Source organism: Prochlorococcus sp. MIT 1307 (assembly GCF_034092395.1).
In the GTDB taxonomy this organism is placed as follows: Bacteria; Cyanobacteriota; Cyanobacteriia; order PCC-6307; family Cyanobiaceae; genus AG-363-K07.
Window position 1 is genome coordinate 1083807 of sequence record NZ_CP139301.1, and the last position, 21749, is coordinate 1105555.

Annotated in this window: 24 protein-coding genes; 11 read left to right on the forward strand and 13 right to left on the reverse strand. The window is 41.7% G+C overall.

Annotated elements, in window-relative coordinates; genetic code table 11:
- The first annotated feature begins 38 nt into the window (after positions 1 to 38).
- Positions 39 to 1850, forward strand: coding sequence for an arginine--tRNA ligase (argS, locus tag SOI82_RS05630; RefSeq protein ID WP_320666489.1), 1812 nt, complete (start codon positions 39 to 41; stop codon positions 1848 to 1850).
- Complete coding sequence (locus SOI82_RS05635; RefSeq protein ID WP_320666490.1) at positions 1850 to 2968, forward strand: histidinol-phosphate transaminase; 1119 nt, start codon at positions 1850 to 1852, stop codon at positions 2966 to 2968. Before argS ends, SOI82_RS05635 begins: the two co-directional genes overlap by 1 nt.
- A 14-nt stretch (positions 2969 to 2982) precedes the next feature.
- On the opposite strand, the gene SOI82_RS05640 is transcribed toward SOI82_RS05635, so the two are convergent.
- From SOI82_RS05640 to prfB, 6 genes are all read right to left on the reverse strand, one after another.
- A complete protein-coding gene (locus SOI82_RS05640; RefSeq protein ID WP_320668350.1) occupies positions 2983 to 3639 on the reverse strand; it encodes an MBL fold metallo-hydrolase in 657 nt (218 codons plus the stop codon).
- A 135-nt stretch (positions 3640 to 3774) separates the two neighbouring features.
- Positions 3775 to 4362, reverse strand: coding sequence for an aminodeoxychorismate/anthranilate synthase component II (locus tag SOI82_RS05645; RefSeq protein ID WP_320666491.1), 588 nt, complete (start codon positions 4360 to 4362; stop codon positions 3775 to 3777).
- Between the two features lie 13 nt (positions 4363 to 4375).
- A complete protein-coding gene (locus SOI82_RS05650; protein WP_320666492.1) occupies positions 4376 to 4837 on the reverse strand; it encodes a diacylglycerol kinase family protein in 462 nt (153 codons plus the stop codon).
- 7 nt (positions 4838 to 4844) lie between these two features.
- The gene (gene ybeY, locus SOI82_RS05655; protein WP_320666493.1) at positions 4845 to 5420 is read right to left on the reverse strand and encodes an rRNA maturation RNase YbeY; all 576 of its coding nucleotides are present in this window, start codon (positions 5418 to 5420) and stop codon (positions 4845 to 4847) included.
- Between the two features lie 7 nt (positions 5421 to 5427).
- The gene (locus SOI82_RS05660; RefSeq protein WP_320666494.1) at positions 5428 to 5601 is read right to left on the reverse strand and encodes a DUF3285 domain-containing protein; all 174 of its coding nucleotides are present in this window, start codon (positions 5599 to 5601) and stop codon (positions 5428 to 5430) included.
- Positions 5602 to 5628: 27 nt separating this feature from the next.
- Positions 5629 to 6757 (reverse strand): peptide chain release factor 2 gene (gene prfB / locus SOI82_RS05665; protein ID WP_320666495.1). Its coding sequence is split into 2 segments (ribosomal slippage): positions 5629 to 6681 and positions 6683 to 6757, totalling 1128 coding nucleotides; the frame shifts between segments, so codons are not numbered across the junction.
- A gap of 76 nt (positions 6758 to 6833) precedes the next feature.
- Between prfB and grxC the strand changes: the two genes are divergently transcribed.
- Complete coding sequence (gene grxC / locus SOI82_RS05670; RefSeq protein ID WP_320666496.1) at positions 6834 to 7097, forward strand: glutaredoxin 3; 264 nt, start codon at positions 6834 to 6836, stop codon at positions 7095 to 7097.
- Positions 7098 to 7101: 4 nt separating this feature from the next.
- Positions 7102 to 8040: a glutathione synthase gene (gene gshB, locus SOI82_RS05675; protein ID WP_320666497.1), complete on the forward strand. Its 939-nt coding sequence runs from the start codon at positions 7102 to 7104 to the stop codon at positions 8038 to 8040.
- Here the strand turns inward: gshB and SOI82_RS05680 are convergent.
- Positions 7992 to 9401: an isochorismate synthase gene (locus SOI82_RS05680; protein WP_320666498.1), complete on the reverse strand. Its 1410-nt coding sequence runs from the start codon at positions 9399 to 9401 to the stop codon at positions 7992 to 7994. The two genes, gshB and SOI82_RS05680, sit on opposite strands and share 49 nt — an antisense overlap.
- 72 nt (positions 9402 to 9473) lie before the next feature.
- Between SOI82_RS05680 and menA the strand changes: the two genes are divergently transcribed.
- From menA to SOI82_RS05695, 3 genes are read left to right on the forward strand one after another with little or no spacing between them, the layout of a single operon-like run.
- On the forward strand, positions 9474 to 10448 hold the full coding sequence (gene menA / locus SOI82_RS05685; protein WP_320668351.1) for a 2-carboxy-1,4-naphthoquinone phytyltransferase: 975 nt from the start codon (positions 9474 to 9476) through the stop codon (positions 10446 to 10448).
- Positions 10449 to 10452: 4 nt separating this feature from the next.
- Complete coding sequence (locus tag SOI82_RS05690) at positions 10453 to 11421, forward strand: o-succinylbenzoate synthase (protein WP_320666499.1); 969 nt, start codon at positions 10453 to 10455, stop codon at positions 11419 to 11421.
- Positions 11418 to 12659, forward strand: a complete 1242-nt coding sequence (locus tag SOI82_RS05695) for an AMP-binding protein (RefSeq protein ID WP_320666500.1) — start codon at positions 11418 to 11420, stop codon at positions 12657 to 12659. Before SOI82_RS05690 ends, SOI82_RS05695 begins: the two co-directional genes overlap by 4 nt.
- Before the next feature lie 6 nt (positions 12660 to 12665).
- Here the strand turns inward: SOI82_RS05695 and SOI82_RS05700 are convergent, their stop codons facing one another.
- Together SOI82_RS05700 and SOI82_RS05705 are read right to left on the reverse strand one after the other, a co-directional pair.
- Positions 12666 to 13130, reverse strand: a complete 465-nt coding sequence (locus SOI82_RS05700) for an acyl-CoA thioesterase (RefSeq protein ID WP_320666501.1) — start codon at positions 13128 to 13130, stop codon at positions 12666 to 12668.
- A gap of 11 nt (positions 13131 to 13141) precedes the next feature.
- Complete coding sequence (locus SOI82_RS05705) at positions 13142 to 14326, reverse strand: NAD(P)H-quinone oxidoreductase subunit H (protein WP_320666502.1); 1185 nt, start codon at positions 14324 to 14326, stop codon at positions 13142 to 13144.
- A 45-nt stretch (positions 14327 to 14371) separates the two neighbouring features.
- Here SOI82_RS05705 and rsmH point away from each other — a divergent pair, with 45 nt between their 5' ends.
- Positions 14372 to 15298, forward strand: a complete 927-nt coding sequence (gene rsmH / locus SOI82_RS05710) for a 16S rRNA (cytosine(1402)-N(4))-methyltransferase RsmH (RefSeq protein ID WP_320666503.1) — start codon at positions 14372 to 14374, stop codon at positions 15296 to 15298.
- A gap of 62 nt (positions 15299 to 15360) precedes the next feature.
- On the opposite strand, the gene SOI82_RS05715 is transcribed toward rsmH, so the two are convergent.
- Complete coding sequence (locus SOI82_RS05715) at positions 15361 to 16533, reverse strand: cysteine desulfurase family protein (protein WP_320666504.1); 1173 nt, start codon at positions 16531 to 16533, stop codon at positions 15361 to 15363.
- A gap of 147 nt (positions 16534 to 16680) precedes the next feature.
- On the opposite strand from SOI82_RS05715, the gene SOI82_RS05720 reads away from it, so the two are divergent.
- Both SOI82_RS05720 and SOI82_RS05725 read left to right on the forward strand, forming a co-directional pair.
- Positions 16681 to 17406 carry a response regulator transcription factor gene (locus tag SOI82_RS05720; RefSeq protein WP_320668352.1) on the forward strand — a complete coding sequence of 242 codons (726 nt, stop codon included), beginning with the start codon at positions 16681 to 16683 and terminating at the stop codon, positions 17404 to 17406.
- 3 nt (positions 17407 to 17409) lie between these two features.
- Positions 17410 to 18447 carry a pseudouridine synthase gene (locus SOI82_RS05725; RefSeq protein WP_320666505.1) on the forward strand — a complete coding sequence of 346 codons (1038 nt, stop codon included), beginning with the start codon at positions 17410 to 17412 and terminating at the stop codon, positions 18445 to 18447.
- A gap of 72 nt (positions 18448 to 18519) precedes the next feature.
- Here SOI82_RS05725 and bchM read toward each other — a convergent pair whose 3' ends face one another.
- Together bchM and SOI82_RS05735 are read right to left on the reverse strand one after the other, a co-directional pair.
- Positions 18520 to 19233, reverse strand: a complete 714-nt coding sequence (gene bchM / locus SOI82_RS05730) for a magnesium protoporphyrin IX methyltransferase (RefSeq protein ID WP_320666506.1) — start codon at positions 19231 to 19233, stop codon at positions 18520 to 18522.
- Positions 19234 to 19259: 26 nt separating this feature from the next.
- Positions 19260 to 20414: an N-acetylglucosamine-6-phosphate deacetylase gene (locus SOI82_RS05735; RefSeq protein WP_320666507.1), complete on the reverse strand. Its 1155-nt coding sequence runs from the start codon at positions 20412 to 20414 to the stop codon at positions 19260 to 19262.
- Between the two features lie 55 nt (positions 20415 to 20469).
- Between SOI82_RS05735 and purE the strand changes: the two genes are divergently transcribed.
- Entirely contained in the window at positions 20470 to 21027 is a 558-nt protein-coding gene (gene purE / locus SOI82_RS05740; RefSeq protein WP_320666508.1) for a 5-(carboxyamino)imidazole ribonucleotide mutase, read from the forward strand.
- 17 nt (positions 21028 to 21044) lie between these two features.
- Here the strand turns inward: purE and cysC are convergent, their stop codons facing one another.
- The gene (gene cysC / locus SOI82_RS05745; protein WP_320666509.1) at positions 21045 to 21692 is read right to left on the reverse strand and encodes an adenylyl-sulfate kinase; all 648 of its coding nucleotides are present in this window, start codon (positions 21690 to 21692) and stop codon (positions 21045 to 21047) included.
- Positions 21693 to 21749 lie beyond the last annotated feature (57 nt).

Genomic DNA, 21749 nt, shown 5'->3' on the forward strand with positions numbered 1-21749 from the left:
CAACGTCCTTCTGCTCAAAAAGTAGCCAATTAACACCCATGCTCAGACTTTCTAATATCCTCAATATTCAGCTGAAAAAAGCTCTAGAAAGAGCGTTCCCAAATGCAGCAAACGCAGCCCGAGTATCAGGCTCAACTCTCGACCCAGTACTAGTTCCAGCAAGTAAGCCCGAATTTGGTGACTTTCAAGTGAATGGGGCATTGAACTTAGCTAAAGCCTTAAAACAATCACCTCGCGATATTGCCTTAGCGATCGTCGCACAATTACACGAAGATGAAGAATTTTTAAACTTATGCAAGTCTCCAGAAATCGCAGGCCCTGGCTTTATAAACCTAACTCTCACAACCCAATGCCTCATAAGAGAAATAAACAACCAAATGAACGACCACCGACTTGGTGTTCCATTAATAGATTTGTCAAAAACATCAGGGGGAAGTGCCCCAATAGTCATTGACTTTTCTAGTCCAAATATTGCAAAAGAAATGCATGTCGGTCACCTACGATCAACAATTATTGGTGATTCACTAGCAAGAGTACTGGAATTTCGAGGCCATTCTGTATTGCGCCTCAACCATGTAGGAGACTGGGGGACACAATTTGGAATGCTGATATCTCATCTCAAACTTGTTGCTCCTGAAGCCCTGACAACCGCTGATGCAATTGACTTAGGTGATCTTGTTAACTTCTACCGTCAGGCAAAGCAGCGCTTTGATGAAGATGAGCTTTTTCAAGATGAATCTCGTGAAGAAGTCATAAAGCTACAAAACGGAGACCTTCAAGCTTTGAAAGCTTGGAAATTACTTTGTGACCAATCAAGACAAGAATTCCAAAAAATTTATGATCGATTAGATATTCGTCTCAATGAAAGAGGCGAATCGTTCTATAACCCTTATTTAAAAAATGTACTAAATGATCTTGATGACTTAGGACTGTTGGTCACTGATGAGGGAGCCAAGTGTGTATTTCTAGAAAGCATAACTGGGAAAGACGGTAAGTCACTTCCAATGATCATTCAAAAACAAGATGGCGGCTTTAATTACGCTACAACAGATTTAGCGGCCATCAGATACCGTTTGAATAGCTATCCCGATGGAGATGGAGCTCAACGTTTGATCTACGTAACCGACGCAGGCCAATCTAATCATTTTGCAGGAGTATTTGAAATTGCGGAGCGTGCAAAATGGATACCAAATGGTTGTCACATTGAACATGTACCATTTGGCCTTGTTCAAGGTGAAGATGGTAAAAAGCTAAAAACTCGTTCAGGTGAAACCGTACGACTACGAGACTTGCTGGATGAAGCAATAGATCGTGCTGAATCAGATCTTCGAATTCGACTAAAAAAAGAAGGGAGAGACGAGAGTCAAGCCTTTATCAAACATGTGTCTACCACTGTAGGGATAGCAGCAGTCAAGTATGCCGATTTAAGTCAGAACAGAATAACGAACTATCAATTTAGTTTTAATAAAATGCTTGCCTTGCAGGGAAATACCGCGCCATATTTACTTTATGCCTTAGTACGAATAGCTGGTATTGCCAGGAAAGGAGGTAATCTTGGAATTAATATAGATACTCTTGAATTTAATCAGCCTCAAGAGTGGTGCCTTATTAGAGAACTCCTGAAATTTGATGAAGTGATTATCAAAGTAGAAGAAGAGCTACTGCCCAATCGTCTCTGTAGTTACTTATTTGACCTGAGTCAAGTATTTAATCGCTTCTACGACAAAGTGCCTGTCTTAAAAGCCAATGAACCAAACCGAAGTTGCAGATTGGCGCTCTGTCGAACAACTGCTAACACTCTAAAGCTAGGAATGACACTACTAGGCATTCCTACTCTCGAAAGGATGTAATGGGATTTTTAGAAAGACCTCAAATATTTAAAGGGCCTTCACCTAGAGGTGAAGTAGAAAGAATGTGTGCCTATAAAGCACCATTAGAAGGTCGGCGTAAATTGCTTCGACTTGATTTCAATGAAAATACAATTGGACCAAGTCCTCTTGTAGTAAAAGCACTTCAAAACATTCCACCACATCACATCTCTATCTACCCAGAATATGATGGGATGAGAGAAGCACTGATAGCCAATCTCAATTCTATAGAGACTTCCAAAAACTTAGAGCCTGAACAAGTTGGACTCTTCAACGGAGTTGATGCAGCAATACATGCAACTATTCATGCTTACGGCGACCGAGGTGAGCAACTAATTACAACATCGCCAACTTTTGGTTACTACACGCCCTGCGCCCATATGCAAGGAATGGAAATAGTCGCAATCGAATATGAAGGAATCAACTTCAAGTTCCCCACACAAAAGGTCACAGTCGCATTGCTAAAGCAAAAACCAAAGCTCTTATTGATCTGCAATCCAAATAATCCAACTGGTACAAGGTTAGAAGCACAAAAAATACTGAACTTTGCAGCAATTGCACCTAACACTTTGGTGATAGTTGATGAGCTCTATGAAGCCTTCACAGGTGACAGCGTCTTATCAGAAGTTGATTTTGATAAGACGCCAAATCTTTTAGTACTCAGGTCTCTCTCCAAAACAGCAGGCTTAGCTGGCTTGCGAATTGGATTTGCAATTGGGAACGCTAATGTTGTAGAACGAATTTGTCGTGTGACTGGTCCTTATGATGTCAATAGCTTTGCTATAACAGCAGCTTTAGCTGCTCTTGAAGACCAAGCATATACAAATGATTATGTCGAAGAAGTATTACGAGCACGAGAATGGCTAAAACATCAGCTAATCACAAGTGGGAAACGTCATCATATCGACGGGGGTAATTACCTTTTGATTTGGCCTGACAACGAATCATCAAAAGTAACAGAGTCTCTTAGGAAAGAAGGCATTCTAGTTAGGGATATGGATAGGAAACCACTACTAGAAGGAGCCTTACGAATAAGTATCGGCACAACTGATCAAATGAAGCAATTTTGGAAAACTTTTTTAAAAGTCGACTGCAATTGAATGAAAGTTGGTCTCTATCGCATAACGTTGATAACAGTTTGATCGGAAAGTTTATTTTTGAGGTAAAGAGTTTTTCCTACTTTTCTTACCTCATTTCCTTGCATAGCATCTAAAAACGGTTGAACACCTCCTTGATCACAATTACTCAAAGATGTATTGGTTCCCCGTTGATAGTGAACTGGAATAACCCGCTTAGGACGTAAATCTCTAACAACCTTTGCTGCTTCAATCCCGTCATAGACTTTTGCTCCGCCACCAACTGCAATAATCAATACATCAGGGCGACCCAACAAGACCTTATCTTCGCCAGAAAGAGGCGCTGCACTGCCACCCAAATGAGCGAAGCGCAAACCACCCTGATTCCACACCCAAAGAGTCGCAAGTCCATATCTACGCCCTCCAAAACGATCATGAGGAGCAGTAAAGCCTTCCAAAGCCAATCCGTTGACTCGATATGACCCGGGCTTGACAAGAAATACTCCTTTAGCAACTCGTGCGCCCTCATCAGCCAATTCCGAGCTGGCCAGAATCACATTGGCAGTCAATCTTGGCTCCTTTAGTCCTGCTGCACATCCCACAGCCTTGAAAGGATTTAACAAAACAGATTGTCCACCCCCTTTAATCAAGAGAGAGCTATGGCCATGATTAGTGATCCGGACCCCTCCAGCCATAGCAGAAAGGCCTGAAGAGCTCACTAAGGCAAATGCCAGTAAAACTCTTTTAAAAAAAGAGCTCCAGAAACAAAATTTGATTGGCATTAATTAAAAACCTATAGGCCCAGGAAATTAGCAGTTTCCTTAGCTGAATTAAATGAGGCCCAAAAAGTTGCTCAGCAACTTATGCCCACCTTCTGTTAGCACGCTCTCAGGGTGGAATTGAACTCCCTGAAGGTGAGGGTATTTACGGTGTCTTAATCCCATTATCGTTCCATCCGCTAACCAGGCAGTAATTTCAAGGCAGTCAGGCAGAGTCTCCTTGTCTGCAATAAGGCTGTGATATCTAGTCGCAATAAATGGTTGAGACAAACCTGCAAAAACGCCTAATCCTTGATGAAAGACTTGTGATGTTTTCCCATGCATCAATTCATGAGCCCTCACAACCCTCGCTCCATATGCCTGAGCTAAAGCTTGATGGCCTAAACAAACTCCAAGAGTAGGAATGCTAGGAGCCAGGCTTTTCAAAACTTCTAAGCAAACTCCAGACTGGTCTGGATCACCTGGACCAGGTGACAGAAGAATTGCTTCAGGTGCAAGATCACTAATCTCACTAATTGAAAGAGAATCGTTACGCTCTACTTTTACATCAGCCGCAACAGGATGTTCTTGGGCTAACTCCCCCAAGTACTGAACAAGGTTAAAAGTAAAGCTATCGTAGTTATCAATAACAAGAATCATGAGCCTACTGAATTTATGTCCCCAATTGGGTTAGTAAAGGTGGTAATAAAAGAAGAAGTGCAACAATCAAAGAACTAAATGAGGCTACTAGAACAGCTGCAGCAGAACAATCCTTAGCAATGCGTGCCAAAGGGTGAAAACGACGCCCAATAGCCAGATCGACAACAGCTTCGATAGCAGTATTTAATAACTCTAATACTAAAATAGCAGTTACAGTTAACACCAACACAGCCATATGGTTGGCATTAAGTTTTAAATAAATTCCCAGAGCAAATACAAAAATGCCAATAACTGCATGAATACGAAAGTTCCTTTGGCTCAAAAAGCTATAAACAATTCCTTGAGCCGCATAGCGAAAACTGGAAGGAAGGTCTTTAGAGATTCTCCAAGAACCACGTTTTCTAGTCCTTCTGAACCGAGTCGAAAGTGGAGTAATTTTTCCTGCCAAAGAATTGGCTCGTTCAAGTGGCGTCATTAAATTCTTACTCGTTACCTCCATTTGTTGGAAGATTACCGTCGATACACAAAAGTTGCTCTTGACAGCAAAGCATCGCTTTTAAACTCTGAGGATTGGGATGTTCCCAGCCCAATAAGTGCAAGAGTCCATGACTGACCAACCATCTAAGTTCCTCTTCTAAAGTATGCTTTTGTTCCATAGCTTGTTGTTCTGCTGTAATTAAAGAAACAACAATATCTCCCAACTCTATAGATTGATCTTTTGGAACAATAATCTTGTCATCAATGATAGGGAATGAAAGAACATCTGTTTTTTCTGATTTACCACACCAGGTAGAATTTAAAAAAGTGATATTTTTATCGTCCGTAAATTGCAACCCCATACTTACAACTAGTGTTTTCCTAACTGATTCAGGGCAATGTAAGGAATTATCAGACCGAATAAAATGTATCCATTCTCTTAGGGCCTTTTCCCAAGGAGCAGCTTCAATAAGAGAACTTTTTGTAGGTTGATCTGAAAGTTGCGCCAACACGTCCTGATTGGCTCCAGTAAAAGACAAGTCAAGCTGAAGATCTATCCCGCTAGTTAAAGATCTTTTCATTATCACTTTATTGCGGAAGTGTAGGACGCCCTAATGAAGCAACAACAACTATAAACACAACAAAGCCAAAGGCTGTTAAGGCAAAATGTGTCAGGCTCTGATTACCCTTTTGAACCATATTCTTCATCGCCAATTTCACAAAACTGGGGGAAGGTGTTTTCTGCGAATCTGAATTCTTCATTGATGAATTTTTATTGATGTGAGCTTTTTAATTATCTAAGTTGATATCTGAACGATCTAAACCTTGCCTTAAAAGAGATTGAATAAATGGGTCCAACTTTCCGTTCATTACAGCTTGGACATCCGTCGTCTCATACTCGGTTCTTAAATCTTTGACCATTTGATAGGGATGAAAGACATAGTTTCGAATCTGATTCCCCCATGCTGCCTCAACTATGTCACCCCTTATATCAGCAATCTCAGCAGCACGTTGTTCCTCGGCAATGATCAGTAATTTAGCTTTCAACAAAGCCATTGCCTTCTCCTTATTTTGTAATTGAGAACGCTCTTGAGTACAACGAACCGCTAAACCAGTAGGAATATGCAAGATACGTACGGCAGTTTCAACTTTATTGACATTCTGACCACCAGCTCCACCAGAACGACTTGTCGTTACTTCTAGGTCTTTTTCAGGAATTTCCAACTGAACTTCATGGTCGAGTTTGGGCATGACCTCAACACCTGCAAAACTTGTTTGACGCTTGCTATTCGCATTAAAAGGAGAGATCCTGACCAACCTATGGGTCCCTTTCTCATTCTGAAGGTAGCCATAAGCATGCCGCCCCTCAATCTCAACAGTTGCACTTTTTATTCCAGCCTCTTCTCCTTCAGACAATTCATCGACGGTGACTTTCATACCATGATCTTCGGCCCATCGTGTGTACATCCTCAAGAGCATCTGCGCCCAATCCTGAGCATCAGTCCCTCCTGCTCCTGCATTTATAGATAAAACAACTCCTTCATTATCATAAGGGCCACTTAAAAGACGTTCTAATTCCCATCGATCGAGGTCTATCCTCAACTGAGCCAAGCCATCTTGGGCCTCATGAAGCATCTCCATATCGGGTTCTAGCTCGTAAAGCTCAAGTGTGGCTTTTGCGTCTGCAATAGCGCTTTGCCATCTCACTAATTCTGATAATCGGGCCTTCACCTCGTCCAACTTTCGCATTTGCTTTTGAGCGTTCTTCTGGTTGTTCCAAAAATCCGGCTGTGCTGCAAGTTGTTCAAGATCTTTTTTTCGAGCATTTAACGCAGGAACGTCAAAGACAGTCCTGAGCATTGCCCAGGCGGTCAGTGAGCTCAGACAGATCTCTTTTAAAGTCAGTTAGGTCGAGCAATCGTCAAGTCTCAAAGCACAAAGACGCTATCAGTTTAAGAAGCCTCATAGGATCTTCAACAACTAAAAATGACCCAATGGCAAAAGTTGAAATTTACACCTGGCAATCATGCCCATTTTGCATGCGTGCAAAAAGCCTACTAACAAGCAAAGGTGTCGATTACATTGAATATGCAATTGATGGAGACCAAGCAGCTCGTAGAGCAATGGCTGATCGAGCAGATGGTCGGACCACAGTGCCCCAAATTTTTATTGATGAGAAAGGGATTGGTGGATGTGATGAGTTACACGCTCTTGAAGACAAGAAACAACTCAACACTCTGCTTGGTTTCGTGAATTAAGGCTATGAAACATCTTTTTGTACTCGATCCAATTAAGAACATAAATCCTGAGAAAGATTCGTCAGCTGCTTTGATGCAAGCAGCACAACGCGCATCCATTGAAGTTTGGACCTGCACTCCCTCCGCTTTACAAGCTCATGGAGATAAGGCTTGGGTAGTGACAAATCCTGTTATTCCAGAGCCATGGATCGATATAGATAAACCTCAAAGTAAACCATTAACTGATTTCCATTGCATCTGGATGCGCAAAGACCCTCCAGTAGATGAAGCCTTTCTATATGCAACACATTTACTTGAAGTAGCAGAACGAGAAGGCGTTGTCATTTTGAATAAACCAGCTTCATTAAGAGCCTGGAATGAAAAATTAGGAGCCCTGAGATATAGCAAATTGATGGCACCTACACTTGTAGCTAGTCGAGTTGTTGAATTAACAGACTTCGCAAGAGAGCAAGGAGAAGTTGTAGTGAAGCCTCTAGGAGGAAAAGGTGGTCAAGGAGTAATTCGAGTCGCCAAAAATGCTCCCGGACTGGAGGCTTTAATCGAATTAATGACTGATCAAGAACGCTTGCCAGTAATGATGCAATGCTTCTTACCAGATGTAGTCGAAGGTGACAAAAGAATCTTGCTAGTAGATGGCGAACCTTTGGGAGCAATAAATCGTCGCCCTAAGTTGGGAGATTTTCGAAGTAATCTTGCTTTAGGGGGCCAAGCAGAGGCAACAAAACTATCTATTCGTGAACAAGAAATATGTGAAGAACTAGCGCCAGACTTAAAAAGTCAAGGCTTATTCTTCGTTGGGATAGATGTAATTGGAGGAATGTTAAGTGAAATCAATGTCACTAGTCCAACTGGCATTAGAGAAGTTGAACGCCTTATGACTATTCCTTTAGCCGATCAAGTAATGGAACGACTACTAGATCGTTTCGAGCGAATGTCAAGTTGATCAGCTAAGACTGCCAATTTAAGCCCAACCTCTTGAAGCTCTCTTTGAGCTATCGAGCCTCTTACAAGCCCTGCTCCTGCAGTCAACTCTAGCGTTCTACCTCTTGCCATACCACAACGAATAGCAACTCTAAACTCAGCATTCCCTGAGTTATCAATCCACCCAATTGGAGCAGCATAACTACCTCGCTCAAATGGCTCCAAAGTTCGCAGCCAAGTCATTGCCTCTCTTCGCGGGAAGCCAGCAACAGCAGGTGTAGGGTGCAATGCACCTACTAAAGATAAAGGTGATTTATCTCCAGCAACAGCATTAATCGGAGTATGTAAATGGACTAGATGACCATGTCGAGCAAGCTGAGGACGCCTTGGCCGTCTTGGAACAAGACCTTCACTAATCAATTGATTGGCAATTGACGCAACCACGAGCTCATGCTCTCTCAAATCCTTATCAGACCGAAGTAAAGACCTTTCATCATCTTGTCGAGTTGCAGTGCCTGCAAGTGCATCAATTTGGAGATTCCCTTTTCGAAGACTAAGGAGTCGTTCAGGTGAAGCGCCAAAAAACACTTCATCTGGGGTTCTCTGCCAGAGGAAACGGCAACTTCCTGTTTGCTGCCTACGAAGACGAGAAAGCATTCCCAATGGATCTAAAGGAGTTTCAAGCCAGATCGATTGACGAACAGCAAGAACTAATTTGTCAAGAATTCCATGATTGACCAGATCAATCCCACGAATTAATGCAGGCCGATAACAATCTTGCCATTGCTGAGGAAATGAAAGGACAGAACCGATATTCGTCAAAATTCTTTCTTTTTGCTCTGAGATTTGTGTGACGCTTTGACTCATTAGCCACAACTTTTCAGCAAGTACACGTGCTTCCGCCTCATGAGTAGCCACAGCCGTCAAGCGCAACCAGCTCTGACTACCTTGTTGGCAAAGTTGCCACCTTGGCAGTACAGCCTGTACCGCTGGAGGAAGTCCATGCGTCCTCTGGCACTCTGAAGTTTGTTCAAAAAAGGAAAATGCCAACAATATTCGAGGGTTGGAATATGGAGGCGCTTCTGGAGTGATCTCTATAAGCCGTCCAAGCGTGACATCGCTGAAGCGTTGGGCTAGTTCAAACCTCCTAGGTCCAGAAATATCTAAAGACTGACATCTTCCAGAAGCCGCAAAACAACGTCCTGGAGAGCCATCCCAGAGAAATCGAAATTGCTCTTTCTCAGCAATTAAAGGCAACTGACATAGTGGGTCAACTCCTTTGATTCGCACAGCTAAGCTCAAAACTGGCTCATCAGCCTTCCTTGCGCACCAGCCTTTGGCTGTTGCGGTCAAAATGTCACTAAAAGTGGGTCCAGCTGTCATATGGGATTCGAGCTGATCACACATACTGCTCAAATGTATAAACCGTCACCAGGCAAAAAAGGGGTTAATTCCATGCAAAACCAACAGGATGTTGCATCCCTTTACGCCTCAAATGCTGAAAAACGTCTCCTTTGGAAAGCCGCAATCAAGTGGCCTTTATATTCAGTTGCTGTGATGCCAGTGCTTTTAGCCGCTGGATGGAGATTTAATGCAGGCCAAATTGTGCGATTAGACCAATTAGTTGGTTTTTTGATTGCTTCAATACTACTTTTGCTATGGGAAAACTTAACCAATGACCTTTTCGATGCGGATACTGGCATAGATGAATTCAACAAGCCCCATTCGGTTGTTGCATTACTAGGGAACAAGCAGCCTGTTCGTCGTTTGGCCTACGCCGCACTCTTCTTAGGTTTAGCTCTAATAATGCTACTGGCCTTTCGAAGCAACCCCTCGGTACTCTTTTTAGTCCTAGGTAGCTGTGCACTCGGTTACCTCTATCAAGGGCCACCTTTTCGACTTGGTTACCATGGGTTAGGAGAACCTCTTTGCTGGATCGCCTTTGGACCGTTCGCTACCGCAGCAGCACTATTAGTACTATCACCAAGCGGGATTAATCCCTCCAACATCCCTTGGAGAGTAGCTACAACACTGGGGGCCGGCCCTGCACTCGCAACAACATTAGTTCTTTTTTGCTCACATTTTCATCAAGTTGCTGAAGATTCTGCACACGGGAAACGATCTCCTTTAGTCCGATTAGGGACTAAACGTTCAGCCAAACTAATTCCCTGGTTGTTAGCACTCATAATGACTTTGGAATTAATTCCAATAATGCAAAGGCATTGGCCCATAACAGCACTCCTAGGTTTGATTGGGTTACCTTCAGGGATTGCACTTGTACGTTTACTAAGTAGGCATCACAATCATCCTGAGAGAGTCAGTGGTAGCAAATTCTTAGCGTTACACTTCCAAGCCTTAAATGGATTGGGTTTGAGTGTCGGCCTTGCACTTGGCCCAGTTTTCGGAATTAGTTTAGTTAATCAAATTTAGACAAATGCGTCTGAGCATTCATATAAAACCATTCTCATTTCGGCTAATTAAGAGACTCAAAACATCTCAAGGCATTATTGAAGAAAAAAAAGGATGGTTAATCCATCTTGAAAATGCATTAGGCAAAAGCGGTTGGGGGGAAGTGTCTTCCTTGAGTCACTCAGAAATAGCTATATCTGGAAATCTATTAAAAAGCCTTGGCAATAAAATTTCCCATGATGAGTTAGAAACTAATTTACCTTTTTGGCCAGAATCTTTAGCTTTTGGGGTAGGTGCAGCTTTAGGAGAACTTAATGGTCTAATTGGAATAGGAAGCGATGCAGATTGGCTCCCAGCACCTAGATCAGCAATCTTGTTATCAAACAATCAATCAGTTCTCAAAGAAATTGATATTTTATTGAATAACCTCGAGACAAATCAACATCCATTAACCTTAAAATGGAAAATAGGTCTTGAGGCAACACAGAAGGAAGAAGCACTACTATTTCAAATCCTGGAGCGTTTACCTAACAACGCACGTTTAAGGCTGGATGCCAATGGTGGCCTTGACCGCATTCAATCTAAACAATGGGCACAACATTTTCTTACAGAGCCACAATTAGAATGGTTAGAACAACCGCTTCCAGCAGATGACCTGGAAGGGCTTGCAGAACTAGCAAAAAATATACCCATTGCCCTTGACGAATCGCTGTTAATGCAGCCATCTCTGCGAAAAAGTTGGCAGAGTTGGCAAGTCCGACGTCCGACTCTGGAAGGTGATCCAAGAGCCCTGCTACAAGAACTAAAAAAGAAGGCCAGCTACAAAATGATAAGTACGACTTTTGAAACAGGAATTGGGCTCCGCTGGATTCACCATCTTGCTGCCTTGCAACAACAAGGACCAACTCCAACGGCTCCAGGTTTTGCACCAGGCTGGTGCCCTAACAGCCTACTTTTTAGTAATAATCCTCATGATGTCTGGGAGGCTGCATGAAGCACCTGATGGCATTGAAATGTAATCCAACAAATTCATCTGCAAATGCCAGCCAATTAGAAGATGCAATTGAGAAAGAATTTTGGGTGCAATTATTACCCAAAATGGGGGAGGAAGTATGCATCCCCAATCATCTACTACCTAAAGGGCCAGGGGTTGTCATTGCAAGTGGAGGAAGCCTTGGAATGCCACATCACTGCCTACAGCCTTGCTCAAACCTTGACCAGTCAGCTTTTGCCACAGGGGAATGGCTAATGGAACAGGGTTATGAACCGAAGAATTGCACCATTATCAATCCATTGCCCTTTCATCATGTCAGTGGACTAATGCCTTGGTGGCGGAGTCGTGTTTGGGGCTGTAAACATATTTGGTTAGCAGCATCATTAATGCGTGATCAAATTGCATTAGAGCATTCATACAAATCAATCTTAAGACAGAAGATTAACCCTATAGTTATTTCTTTAGTGCCTACTCAAATAAATCGCCTACTTGCAAGCAAAATAGGCCTTCTTTGGTTACAATGTTTTGATATAATATGGGTAGGTGGTTCAAAACTTTCTGAGCAGTTATCTGAAGAGGCCAGAAGAAATAATATTCGATTAGCGCCTTGTTATGGATCAACTGAAACTGCTGCCATGGTAACAGTTCTTCACCCTAATTTATTCCTCTCTGGTAAAAAGGGCTGTGGCAATCCTTTAGGTGATGTTGAACTCCGTCTTAATACAAGTGGTGCATTAGAAGTAAAAACTAAAAGGCTTGCCGTTGCGCGTTGGAAAGATGGTCACCTTGAAAGTCTTTGTGATCAAAATGGATGGTGGCAGTCAGGCGACTCAGCGACACTAAATATAGAGAATTCTTTGTGCCAAGTTGAAATCCATGGACGTTTAGATACAGCAATTAACTCAGGCGGTGAAACTATTTTTCCTGAGACTTTAGAAGCAAGAATACTAAAATATGCAAAAACAAATAACCTCCCTATTCAAAATATTATTTTGTTACCAATTAGCGATGATGAATGGGGGCAAAGGCTAATTGGATTAGTTCGATGGCAAGCAAAGCTAACACCTAGCGAAAAGAGAACGCGATTCAATTTACTCAGACAGGAAGCAAAAACTTGGCGACCTGCTGAAAGGCCTTCTGATTGGTATGAGTGTCCTCAACTCTCAACTAATTTAGTTGGTAAATGGCAACGTTCTAAATGGAAAAAATGGTGGAAGAATAAATATATAAAGCAATAATTTGTCTCATAATGGCCTTGGGCCTAGATGTAAAGACGAGGACTCTAACCAAAGATCAATTTTTTCTGGCAAAGCACAACGTTGTCTAGTTTGAACATTAATAGCAAGATGTCTTATTAGACCTAATGCAACATTTTCACCATCTCGTTGAAATCGACTTTGAATCTGAAAGCTACTGATATCAATTTTTTCTGGGGAAAGAATGATTTCCAAATGGTCGCCTGTCTTTATAGGTGAACGGAAATCAGCCTTGCAATGCACAATAGGCAGAGCAACATTCAGTCTCTTGTCGTCCTGAACAGCTCCCGGGAAAAAGTCTGATGAATGTAATCCATATTTTTCAAGACTTTCTTCCCATGCTTCATGGCACCAACGTAGCAAGTTGTGAAAATGAATTACACCTGCTGCATCTGAATCTCCAAAGCGTACAACTCGGCTCAAAAGAAGCCAATGCTCGGCGTTTTCAGTCAACAAAGCGAGAATCAGCGATCTACTGAGCCCATGATGACGTCAATTGAACCAAGAATGGCCATGATGTCAGCAACTTTGGCACCTTTGAGAATATGAGGAAGGATTTGCAGATTATTTAAATCAGCAGCACGTATTTTGAATCTCCAAGGGGTGACATCATTATTTCCTTGCAAAAACACACCTATTTCTCCTTTGCCAGACTCCAACCGGGTATACAACTCACCCTTTGGGATTTTGAATGTAGGAGCTACTTTCTTAGCAACATATTGATAATCAAATCCTGCAAACGGACTACCTTTACCCTCTGCCATACGGTGAGCCTCTAGATTTTCTGTTGCCCCCCCTGGGATCATTTCAATTGCCTGCTTCAGAATTTTGAGAGATTGACGCATTTCCTCAATCCTTACTCGGTAACGGGCATAGCAATCACCTTCTTTCTCCCAAGCCACATCCCAATCAAAGTCGTCATAACACTCATAATGATCTACCTTGCGCAAATCCCAAGGGACGCCTGAAGCACGAAGCATTGGTCCTGAAAGGCTCCAATTAATAGCTTCCTCACGTCCAATTGTTCCTAATCCTTCTATTCGCCGACGAAAAATTGGATTATTGGTAATTAACTTTTCATATTCATCAATCTTTGGGCCAAACCAATCACAGAAGTCTCTACATTTCACAAGCCAGCCCCAAGGAAGGTCACAAGCCACTCCACCAATTCGGAAATAATTATTGTTTATCAAACGCTGTCCAGTCGCAGCTTCCCAAAGGTCATAAATCATTTCACGTTCTCGAAAAATATAAAAGAAAGGTGTTTGAGCTCCTACATCTGCCAAAAATGGCCCGAGCCAAAGCAAGTGGTTCGCAATCCTGTTCAACTCAAGCATTAGAACCCTTATATAACTTGCTCGTTTGGGTACAGAAATATTTGCTAAGCGTTCTGGAGCATTTACTACTATCGCTTCATAAAACATTCCAGCCGCGTAATCCATACGGCTTACATAAGGAACAAACATCACGTTCGTTCTGTTTTCAGCAATTTTCTCCATCCCACGATGGAGATAACCAATCACCGGCTCACAGTCGACAACATCTTCTCCATCTAATGTCACTACCAAGCGCAAGACACCATGCATAGAAGGATGATGGGGGCCAAAGTTGACCACCATTGGCTCCGTGCGCGTTTCTAGCTGCGTCATAGGGGCCTAAAGAAAAGTGAATTAACTAGATCTTAGGAAGAAACTATGCCTCACCAATCGACAAATACAACTTCTAGGTTCCAGCATCTTCCTGTACTTGCTCATGAGTTCCTGGCATCAATAAATAATTTGCCTGAAAAAATGCTTAATAACGGATTAATAATTGATGCAACTCTAGGAGGAGGGGGGCACTGTGAACTTCTCTTAGAAGCCTACTCAAATTTAAACATCATTGGCTTAGATCAGGATCCGACGGCAAGAGCTGCTGCCGCACAACGATTAGCTCTTTTTGGATCAAGGGTAAAAATCATAGAAACAAATTTCGCAGATTTCACACCTCCTGAACAAGCAATTGCTGTTTTAGCTGATCTAGGAGTAAGCAGCCCTCAACTCGATAATGCAGAAAGAGGGTTTAGTTTCCGCTTCAATGGACCATTGGATATGCGTATGAACCCAAAACAAGGGATAACAGCTGCTGAACTAATCCAAGAAATCGAGGAGGCGGAACTTGCAAACCTCATCTATAAGAATGGCGAAGAAAGGTTCTCTAGGAAAATTGCTAGAAAAATAAAAACAGACTTACTAAAGGAAGGACCCTACCAAGGGACTCTCTCTCTCGCCTATGCAATAGCCGGCTGCTACCCACCAAAATTACGTCATGGGAAAATCCACCCAGCAACTAGAACTTTTCAAGCATTACGAATAGCTGTAAATAATGAACTAGAAGTTCTTGATAAGTTACTCATTAAAGCTCCAGATTGGATTAAAGCAGGTGGTTTATTAAGCATAATTAGTTTTCACTCACTTGAAGATAGGCGTGTAAAAAAAGCATTTCTGAATGATGAGCGTTTAGAACGAATTACAAAAAAACCACTTCGAGCACTTCCTGAGGAAATAAAGCATAATCCTCGAAGCAGAAGTGCAAAATACAGGGTTGCACGACGCAAGCTTTCATGCGGTCTATTAACATAAACCGTTCCTTTTAATTAACTAGACTGGCTAATTTTTAGCATCGAAGTTCAATATCCTCTTAACTACCTAAGATCAATAATCACTTTTGAAATTAAATCAATAGCTTTTTCTACTTGACTAAGTGTGGTATGTCTACCAATGCTCAGCCTAAGAGAAGCATCCGACTCTTCCTTTGACCTTCCAATTGCTTTTAAGACATGCGATGTTGCTCCATTATTACAAGCAGATCCACTACTACAAATCAAGAGTGGTTGTAAAGCGCGATGTAAATGATGCCCTTGAACACCTGGAACAGTAAAATTCAGATTATGAGATAACCTATACTTAAGAGAACCATTAATGATTAAATCTGGAACTCTTTCTCTTAAACCATCCCAAAGTTTATTACGTAGCTTTTCCAGTCTATTCTTACGACTATTTAAATCTTTAAAGGCTAATTCTGCTGCTTTTGCAAGGCCAATTACCAGGGGAATTGGAACAGTTCCTGCCCTAATTCCTTGCTCTTGTCCACCCCCCCATTGTAAAGGAGTGATGAGAACACCTTTGCGAATCACCAAAGCTCCAATTCCTTTAGGCCCATAGATCTTATGCCCACTCAAAGTCAAAAAATCTATATTTAGCTCATTTAAGTCGAAAGTAAATTGGCCAAATGCTTGAGCAGCATCACTATGAAAACTCACATCTCTTTCACTACACAATTTTGATAACTCTGCAAGAGGTTGCAAGACACCTATTTCATTATTTGCCATCATTACACTTACCAAAATAGTGTCATGTTGAAACGACTCAACAAACTGTTCAATGGGAACTAGCCCATCAGGTAAAGGGTTTATTACTGTCAGACGAAAGCCCTCTCTTTGTAGTTGCCTAATAGGATCTATCACTGAATTGTGTTCAGTAGAAACAGTGATCACATGCCCTGGCTTACCAAGCTCTAAAGCCTTTGCACGCGCATGACCAAGGAGAGCTAAATTATTTGCTTCAGTTGCACCGCTTGTAAAGATCAATCTCTCAGGTTCAATCTTCAGGAATGAAGCCAGTTGTTCTCTCGCTAAACTCAACGATGCAGAGGCATATAAGCCAGCTCTGTTCTGACGGTTCGAAGCATTGCCGCAAAGCTCTGACCAATAAGGCGCCATTGCATCTATTACCTCAAGCTCACAGGGAGTAGTGGCCTGAAAATCAAAATCAAGAGGAATTTGTTGATTTATCACGCGAGAATTAACTAACTGCATCCTTCCAGAGCTTGTTTTATTCCTTGTTCCAGAAATCACTCTAGAAAAGCCAGCGTAGAGATCTAAATCTGCTTAGGCTGTTTTTACGAGATCAGCAACTTACATGGATATAGCCTCTAGATTTCTACAAATCTCCTTCATCGAATGATGATTGAAACTCAACCTTCTAATAATGAAGCGGTAAAGCAGCCTCGACTGCTACTAGTTGACGATGAACCAGGACTTCGAACAGCAGTGCAAGCATATCTTCAGGATGAAGGGTTTGACGTCACAACCGCTGTAGATGGTGAAGAAGGCTGGCAAAAATCTCAACAATTATTTCCTGATTTGGTCATTAGTGATGTGATGATGCCACGGTGTGATGGCTATGAACTACTAAAGCGACTACGAGAAGACGAACGCCTAGGGGGAACACCAGTAATATTTCTAACTGCCAAGGGGATGACAGTTGATAGAACCCAAGGCTATTTAGCAGGTGTTGATGACTATATTTCTAAGCCATTTGACCCTGACGAATTAATTGCACGTGTGCGTAATGTAGTCAATCGCCAAGAAAGGTTACTCGCAGAAGCAGCAAGATTTGCCAATGCGGATGTTGGACAAATGGCTAGACAAATCACCGAAATACGTTCAATGCTTACACACGGCGAACCTGCACCTTCAAGAGATATCACACTGCCAAACTTCACACCCAGAGAAGCAAGCGTGTTGCAACTAGTTGCAGAAGGGCTAATGAACAAAGAAATTGCCAGAAAGCTAGAAACGTCTATTAGAAATGTAGAAAAATATGTAAGTCGGCTTTTTATTAAAACAGAAACATCAAGTCGAACTGAATTAGTGAGGTATGCGCTAGAAAATCATTTAGTAACTTAATAATTGACTTCAGATAAATATCATTATAGGTCCATATGGATTCCAAAAAGCTTCAATAATGGCTGGAAATATGTCGAGAAAATAAAACAAAAAGATAACCATACAACTCTATTGGAGCTATTACTATACAAGTATAAACATTCATCTTTAATAGATTGGTCTGAACGAATCAAGAAAGGCGAGGTTAAGGTCAACAATAAAAAGGCAGAAAATCATCAAATTCTTTCTGAAGGTGATTTATTAACTTGGGACCGTCCACCATGGGAAGAAGCTGGAGTGCCTGCTTCTTGGGAAATTATTTTTGATAACAATGATGTGATGGTAATTAACAAGCCTGCAGGGCTACCTACCACGCCAGGTGGAGGTTTCTTAAAACATACATTAACAGAGTTTCTTCACTTAGAATCTAAAATTGCACATAAGGATTTAGCACCAAAACCTATTCATAGACTAGGTCGATATACTTCAGGGTTATTAGTATGCGCAAGGCAAAAAAAAACTCGTGCAAACCTCTGTGCAGTTTTCCGAAATAATTGTTTCGAGGAAAGTTCTTTCCGCAGAATCTATCGAACACTGGCCAAAACAAACTCTAAGCTGGGAATAGGTGAGTCTATTCAGATAAACACTCCAATACAAAGATGCGCCCACCCTAAACTCAACCAAGTTTGGAATATCTACAAAAAAGAAAAAAACGAGATTCACCAAATTGAGCAAAGCTCTGCCCCTCTAGAAGCTTTCTCTAAGGTGAAATTACTTGAAAGGCGAAGCGACATGGATCTCTTAGAAGTAACTATATTTACAGGACGTCCTCATCAAATACGCATTCATCTAGCCTCTATTGGAACACCACTAATCGGAGATCCTTTGTTTGGACCATCTGGACTCTTTTCAAGCGACTCAACTCCGGGGCAGGGAGGGTACTTATTACACGCACACAAGATCCTAAATATACCCATAGAAAATAAAATATATTCTTTTAAGGCACCATTACCAAAAGAACTTTGGATAGGAAATTGCAATCTAACAAGCAGCTTAAGGTGATCAGATATTCTTCTCACATAAATTACCTAACCTACAAGCTATTTTTAATAGTTGCTAGACATTCATATTAAATCAAATTCTTTTAAACTCAATTAATTTTGAAAAATAAAAAGGAGCTTTATTTAATTTACTCTTAGTTAGTTTAAAGCCACATTCTTTTGCAGCTCTTACTATGCCATCTTCACGAAGAGTGTATGCACGAGTAGTCTTACTTGGTCCTGGAAAAAACTGACCAATTCGTTTTAATAATGCAAGCAGAGGCGTAAAAGGGGCAAAACTAACAATCAATCTTTCTTGCGATAAGCTACAAAGATGTCGCACCATTTCTTCCGCTTGCTGTTGCGGATAATGAATAAACACATCAAGACAAATAACAGTATGAAATGAGCCCTGAACACTCTCTAAGTCTGAAGTTGTGAACGTTAATTTACTGAGATCAAGGTCTAATAATTTTGAACGTCGCTTAGTTTCTTCCACCATTGCCTGAGATATATCGCTAGCAGAAATTGATCCTGCACCCATAGCAGCCAAAGGAAGACAAAGACTACCGACACCGCAGCCAGCATCACAAAAACTGATCTGGCTAATACCTCCAGAATCCTTCAACCAACCAAGCACATCGTCAACTGTCTTCTGATGACCTATGCGTATATTTCGTTGAACTTTATTGACATCAGCACTTTCGCTATAAATACGGTTCCAGCGGTCAAAGCCCATTCCATTGAAGTAGGTTTCAACTGCAGATTTCTCGGCTTGCTTTAGTTGCTCAAATTTTTCAGTAGACATTGATTAATTGTCAATCCGACGAGATATTAAGCAGCTCGCTGCCAAGACAGCTCATCTTGTTCAACGTTCATTGTCCATCGCAGCAAGTGCTTCAAAGGCTGGCCAATCAAATAGTCATTTGATTTATCAGTTTTAGCTAAAACCAAACGTGGCGCAATAGTTGCAGACCAAATTGCAGAAGAAGCCTCTCCACTCCATCTAGCGAGATTTTGACATGCCTTTAACAAGGGAACAGTCGAACCTGCCAGAGTGCCATTCTCAAGTCTGCAACAACCTTTTTCTGAAATAATTGAGCGTTTGTCCCATGTGTAATTCCCATCTTGCAGTCCATACGGAGCAATAGCATCGCTTACTAAAACCACTTGTTTGGAAGCCACCCTTTGGAGAAGAACAGCAATACTTGGATGAATATGAGCTCCATCAGCTATTAAACCAATAGCAATCCCCCCATGATTAATTGCTTCTCCTATGGGGCCAGGAGCCCTATGCCCTAATCCAGGCATGGCATTAAAACCGTGAGTCAGCATGCTGACACCCTGATCAAATGCAAAGCGGCAAATTTTTTCATTAGCAGAAGAATGGCCTAGACAAACAATCACTCCTAAATTCTTCAGTCTGGTTATCACCTCTAAAGAACCATCTAATTCTGGAGCCAATGTGACGAGATCAATCTCGTCTTCTCTGCCGCCAATAAGTTGGTGTAAAGCTGACAGACTGGGAGAAGATAAGAACTCACGAGAGTGGGCACCACATCGTTCTTGTGCCAAAAATGGGCCTTCAAGATGGGCCCCAAGCAGTTTGCATCTATTAGAAGAATTTAGTTTCCTTGCTTTGCGAAGTACATCTAAACCTAAATGAAATGCAGCGAGTTCACCGCTAATAAATGTGGGACAAATCGCCTCCACACCATCAAGCCAAAGCTTATCCAATAGGTCCAAAAGAATTGGGAGGTCTTGATCAGTAAGCTCAGGGAAAGCCAATCCCAAACCTCCATTCATTTGAAGGTCTATCCCCATAGGACTAAGCCAATCTCCTCCCCAGTGAGCGCCAGCCATAGAAGAACCTCGTTCCATTGGGTGAATTGAGAGCACAATGTCCTGCTCATCCAAGAGAACCCACCACAAGTTTCCTTCACAATTGCCAAGTGGCTCTGGCAAGCGGACATGAGTAATCCGACGCATTGGAAGAATCAGCGATGAATAATGCGAAACAATGCATTTCTAATCATTATTAATAATGAACTCTGCGAGTGGACAATTGTCTTCAGCTAAAGCTGAACTTCCAACACAAGTTGCAGTTGTCATGGGGAGTGACTCTGATCTCGAGACACTAAAACCAGCCATTGAAGTCTTAACCCACTTTGGCCTAAACGCTGAAGTACGCATTCTGTCGGCACATAGAACGCCTCTAGAAATGATGAAATTTGCTCAAGAAGCAGAAAAAAATGGTCTAAAAGTAATCATTGCAGGAGCTGGAGGTGCAGCACACTTACCTGGAATGATTGCATCCCTTACAACAATTCCAGTCATAGGTGTTCCAGTTAAAAGCCAATCTCTTTCTGGAGTGGACTCGATGTATTCAATCTTACAGATGCCAGGTGGAATTCCAGTAGCAACAGTAGCCATAGGGGGTGGTCTAAATGCAGGTCTTTTAGCTGCACAAATTTTGGGAACTTTTAACTCCAAAATCAATAAACAAGTGGCTCAATACAGACAATCAATGCATAATCAAGTAGTCTCAAAAGACAAAAAAATCCAAGCTTTAGGTGCAATAGAATATTTATCTCAAAAGTAAAAATAAAATGAAAAGTCCTAATTCTTGACTCTTACTCTATCAATTATCTTTAACCCCACCAATTTACTAATAACAGTTTCAACACATCTCTCCAAATCCTGAATACCAGTATCAATTCTCAATTCTGGGGATTCTGGTTCTTCATATGGACTTGATATTCCTGTGAAATCCTTAATCTCGCCTGCTCTTGCCTTTGCATAAAGACCTTTGGTATCTCTTTGTTCACAAGTTTTGAGATCTGCCGCACAAAAAATTTCTAAGAAGTCTCCATCATTCACTAAGGATCTAGCTTTGTCTCTATCTAAGCGAAATGGAGATACAAATGCAGTTAAAACAATAATGCCTGCATCAAGAAAAAGTTTGGACACCTCTCCTATACGACGAATATTCTCCTCTCGATCAAGATTCGAAAATCCCAAGTCTTTACAGAGACCATGACGAATGTTGTCACCATCAAGGACATAAGTAGACACCCCCATCTCAAACAGAGCCATATTCACAGCATTTGCCAACGTACTTTTTCCAGAACCAGACAAACCGGTAAACCAAAGAATTGCACTGCTATGTCCTCTTTTTTGAGCAATTGCATCTCTATCTACAGATGCTTGGTGCCAAACAATGTTGGTGGCTTTTGGGGTTATTGCTCCTGCTAATGGTTCGACCATTTGTAAATGATTGCTTGTTTGTTAATCCCATTCTCCATCGCAATGAGAACAAAACTT

Coding starts and splice junctions, on each gene's coding strand:
- argS (WP_320666489.1), top strand. CDS start 39: ATGCTCAGACTTTCTAATATCCTCAATATTCAGCTGAAAAAAGCTCTA.
- SOI82_RS05635 (WP_320666490.1), top strand. CDS start 1,850: ATGGGATTTTTAGAAAGACCTCAAATATTTAAAGGGCCTTCACCTAGA.
- SOI82_RS05640 (WP_320668350.1), bottom strand. CDS start 3,639: ATGGCTGGAGGGGTCCGGATCACTAATCATGGCCATAGCTCTCTCTTG.
- SOI82_RS05645 (WP_320666491.1), bottom strand. CDS start 4,362: ATGATTCTTGTTATTGATAACTACGATAGCTTTACTTTTAACCTTGTT.
- SOI82_RS05650 (WP_320666492.1), bottom strand. CDS start 4,837: ATGACGCCACTTGAACGAGCCAATTCTTTGGCAGGAAAAATTACTCCA.
- ybeY (WP_320666493.1), bottom strand. CDS start 5,420: ATGAAAAGATCTTTAACTAGCGGGATAGATCTTCAGCTTGACTTGTCT.
- SOI82_RS05660 (WP_320666494.1), bottom strand. CDS start 5,601: ATGAAGAATTCAGATTCGCAGAAAACACCTTCCCCCAGTTTTGTGAAA.
- grxC (WP_320666496.1), top strand. CDS start 6,834: ATGGCAAAAGTTGAAATTTACACCTGGCAATCATGCCCATTTTGCATG.
- gshB (WP_320666497.1), top strand. CDS start 7,102: ATGAAACATCTTTTTGTACTCGATCCAATTAAGAACATAAATCCTGAG.
- SOI82_RS05680 (WP_320666498.1), bottom strand. CDS start 9,401: ATGACAGCTGGACCCACTTTTAGTGACATTTTGACCGCAACAGCCAAA.
- menA (WP_320668351.1), top strand. CDS start 9,474: ATGCAAAACCAACAGGATGTTGCATCCCTTTACGCCTCAAATGCTGAA.
- SOI82_RS05690 (WP_320666499.1), top strand. CDS start 10,453: ATGCGTCTGAGCATTCATATAAAACCATTCTCATTTCGGCTAATTAAG.
- SOI82_RS05695 (WP_320666500.1), top strand. CDS start 11,418: ATGAAGCACCTGATGGCATTGAAATGTAATCCAACAAATTCATCTGCA.
- SOI82_RS05705 (WP_320666502.1), bottom strand. CDS start 14,326: ATGACGCAGCTAGAAACGCGCACGGAGCCAATGGTGGTCAACTTTGGC.
- rsmH (WP_320666503.1), top strand. CDS start 14,372: ATGCCTCACCAATCGACAAATACAACTTCTAGGTTCCAGCATCTTCCT.
- SOI82_RS05715 (WP_320666504.1), bottom strand. CDS start 16,533: ATGCAGTTAGTTAATTCTCGCGTGATAAATCAACAAATTCCTCTTGAT.
- SOI82_RS05720 (WP_320668352.1), top strand. CDS start 16,681: ATGATTGAAACTCAACCTTCTAATAATGAAGCGGTAAAGCAGCCTCGA.
- bchM (WP_320666506.1), bottom strand. CDS start 19,233: ATGTCTACTGAAAAATTTGAGCAACTAAAGCAAGCCGAGAAATCTGCA.
- SOI82_RS05735 (WP_320666507.1), bottom strand. CDS start 20,414: ATGCGTCGGATTACTCATGTCCGCTTGCCAGAGCCACTTGGCAATTGT.
- purE (WP_320666508.1), top strand. CDS start 20,470: ATGAACTCTGCGAGTGGACAATTGTCTTCAGCTAAAGCTGAACTTCCA.
- cysC (WP_320666509.1), bottom strand. CDS start 21,692: ATGGTCGAACCATTAGCAGGAGCAATAACCCCAAAAGCCACCAACATT.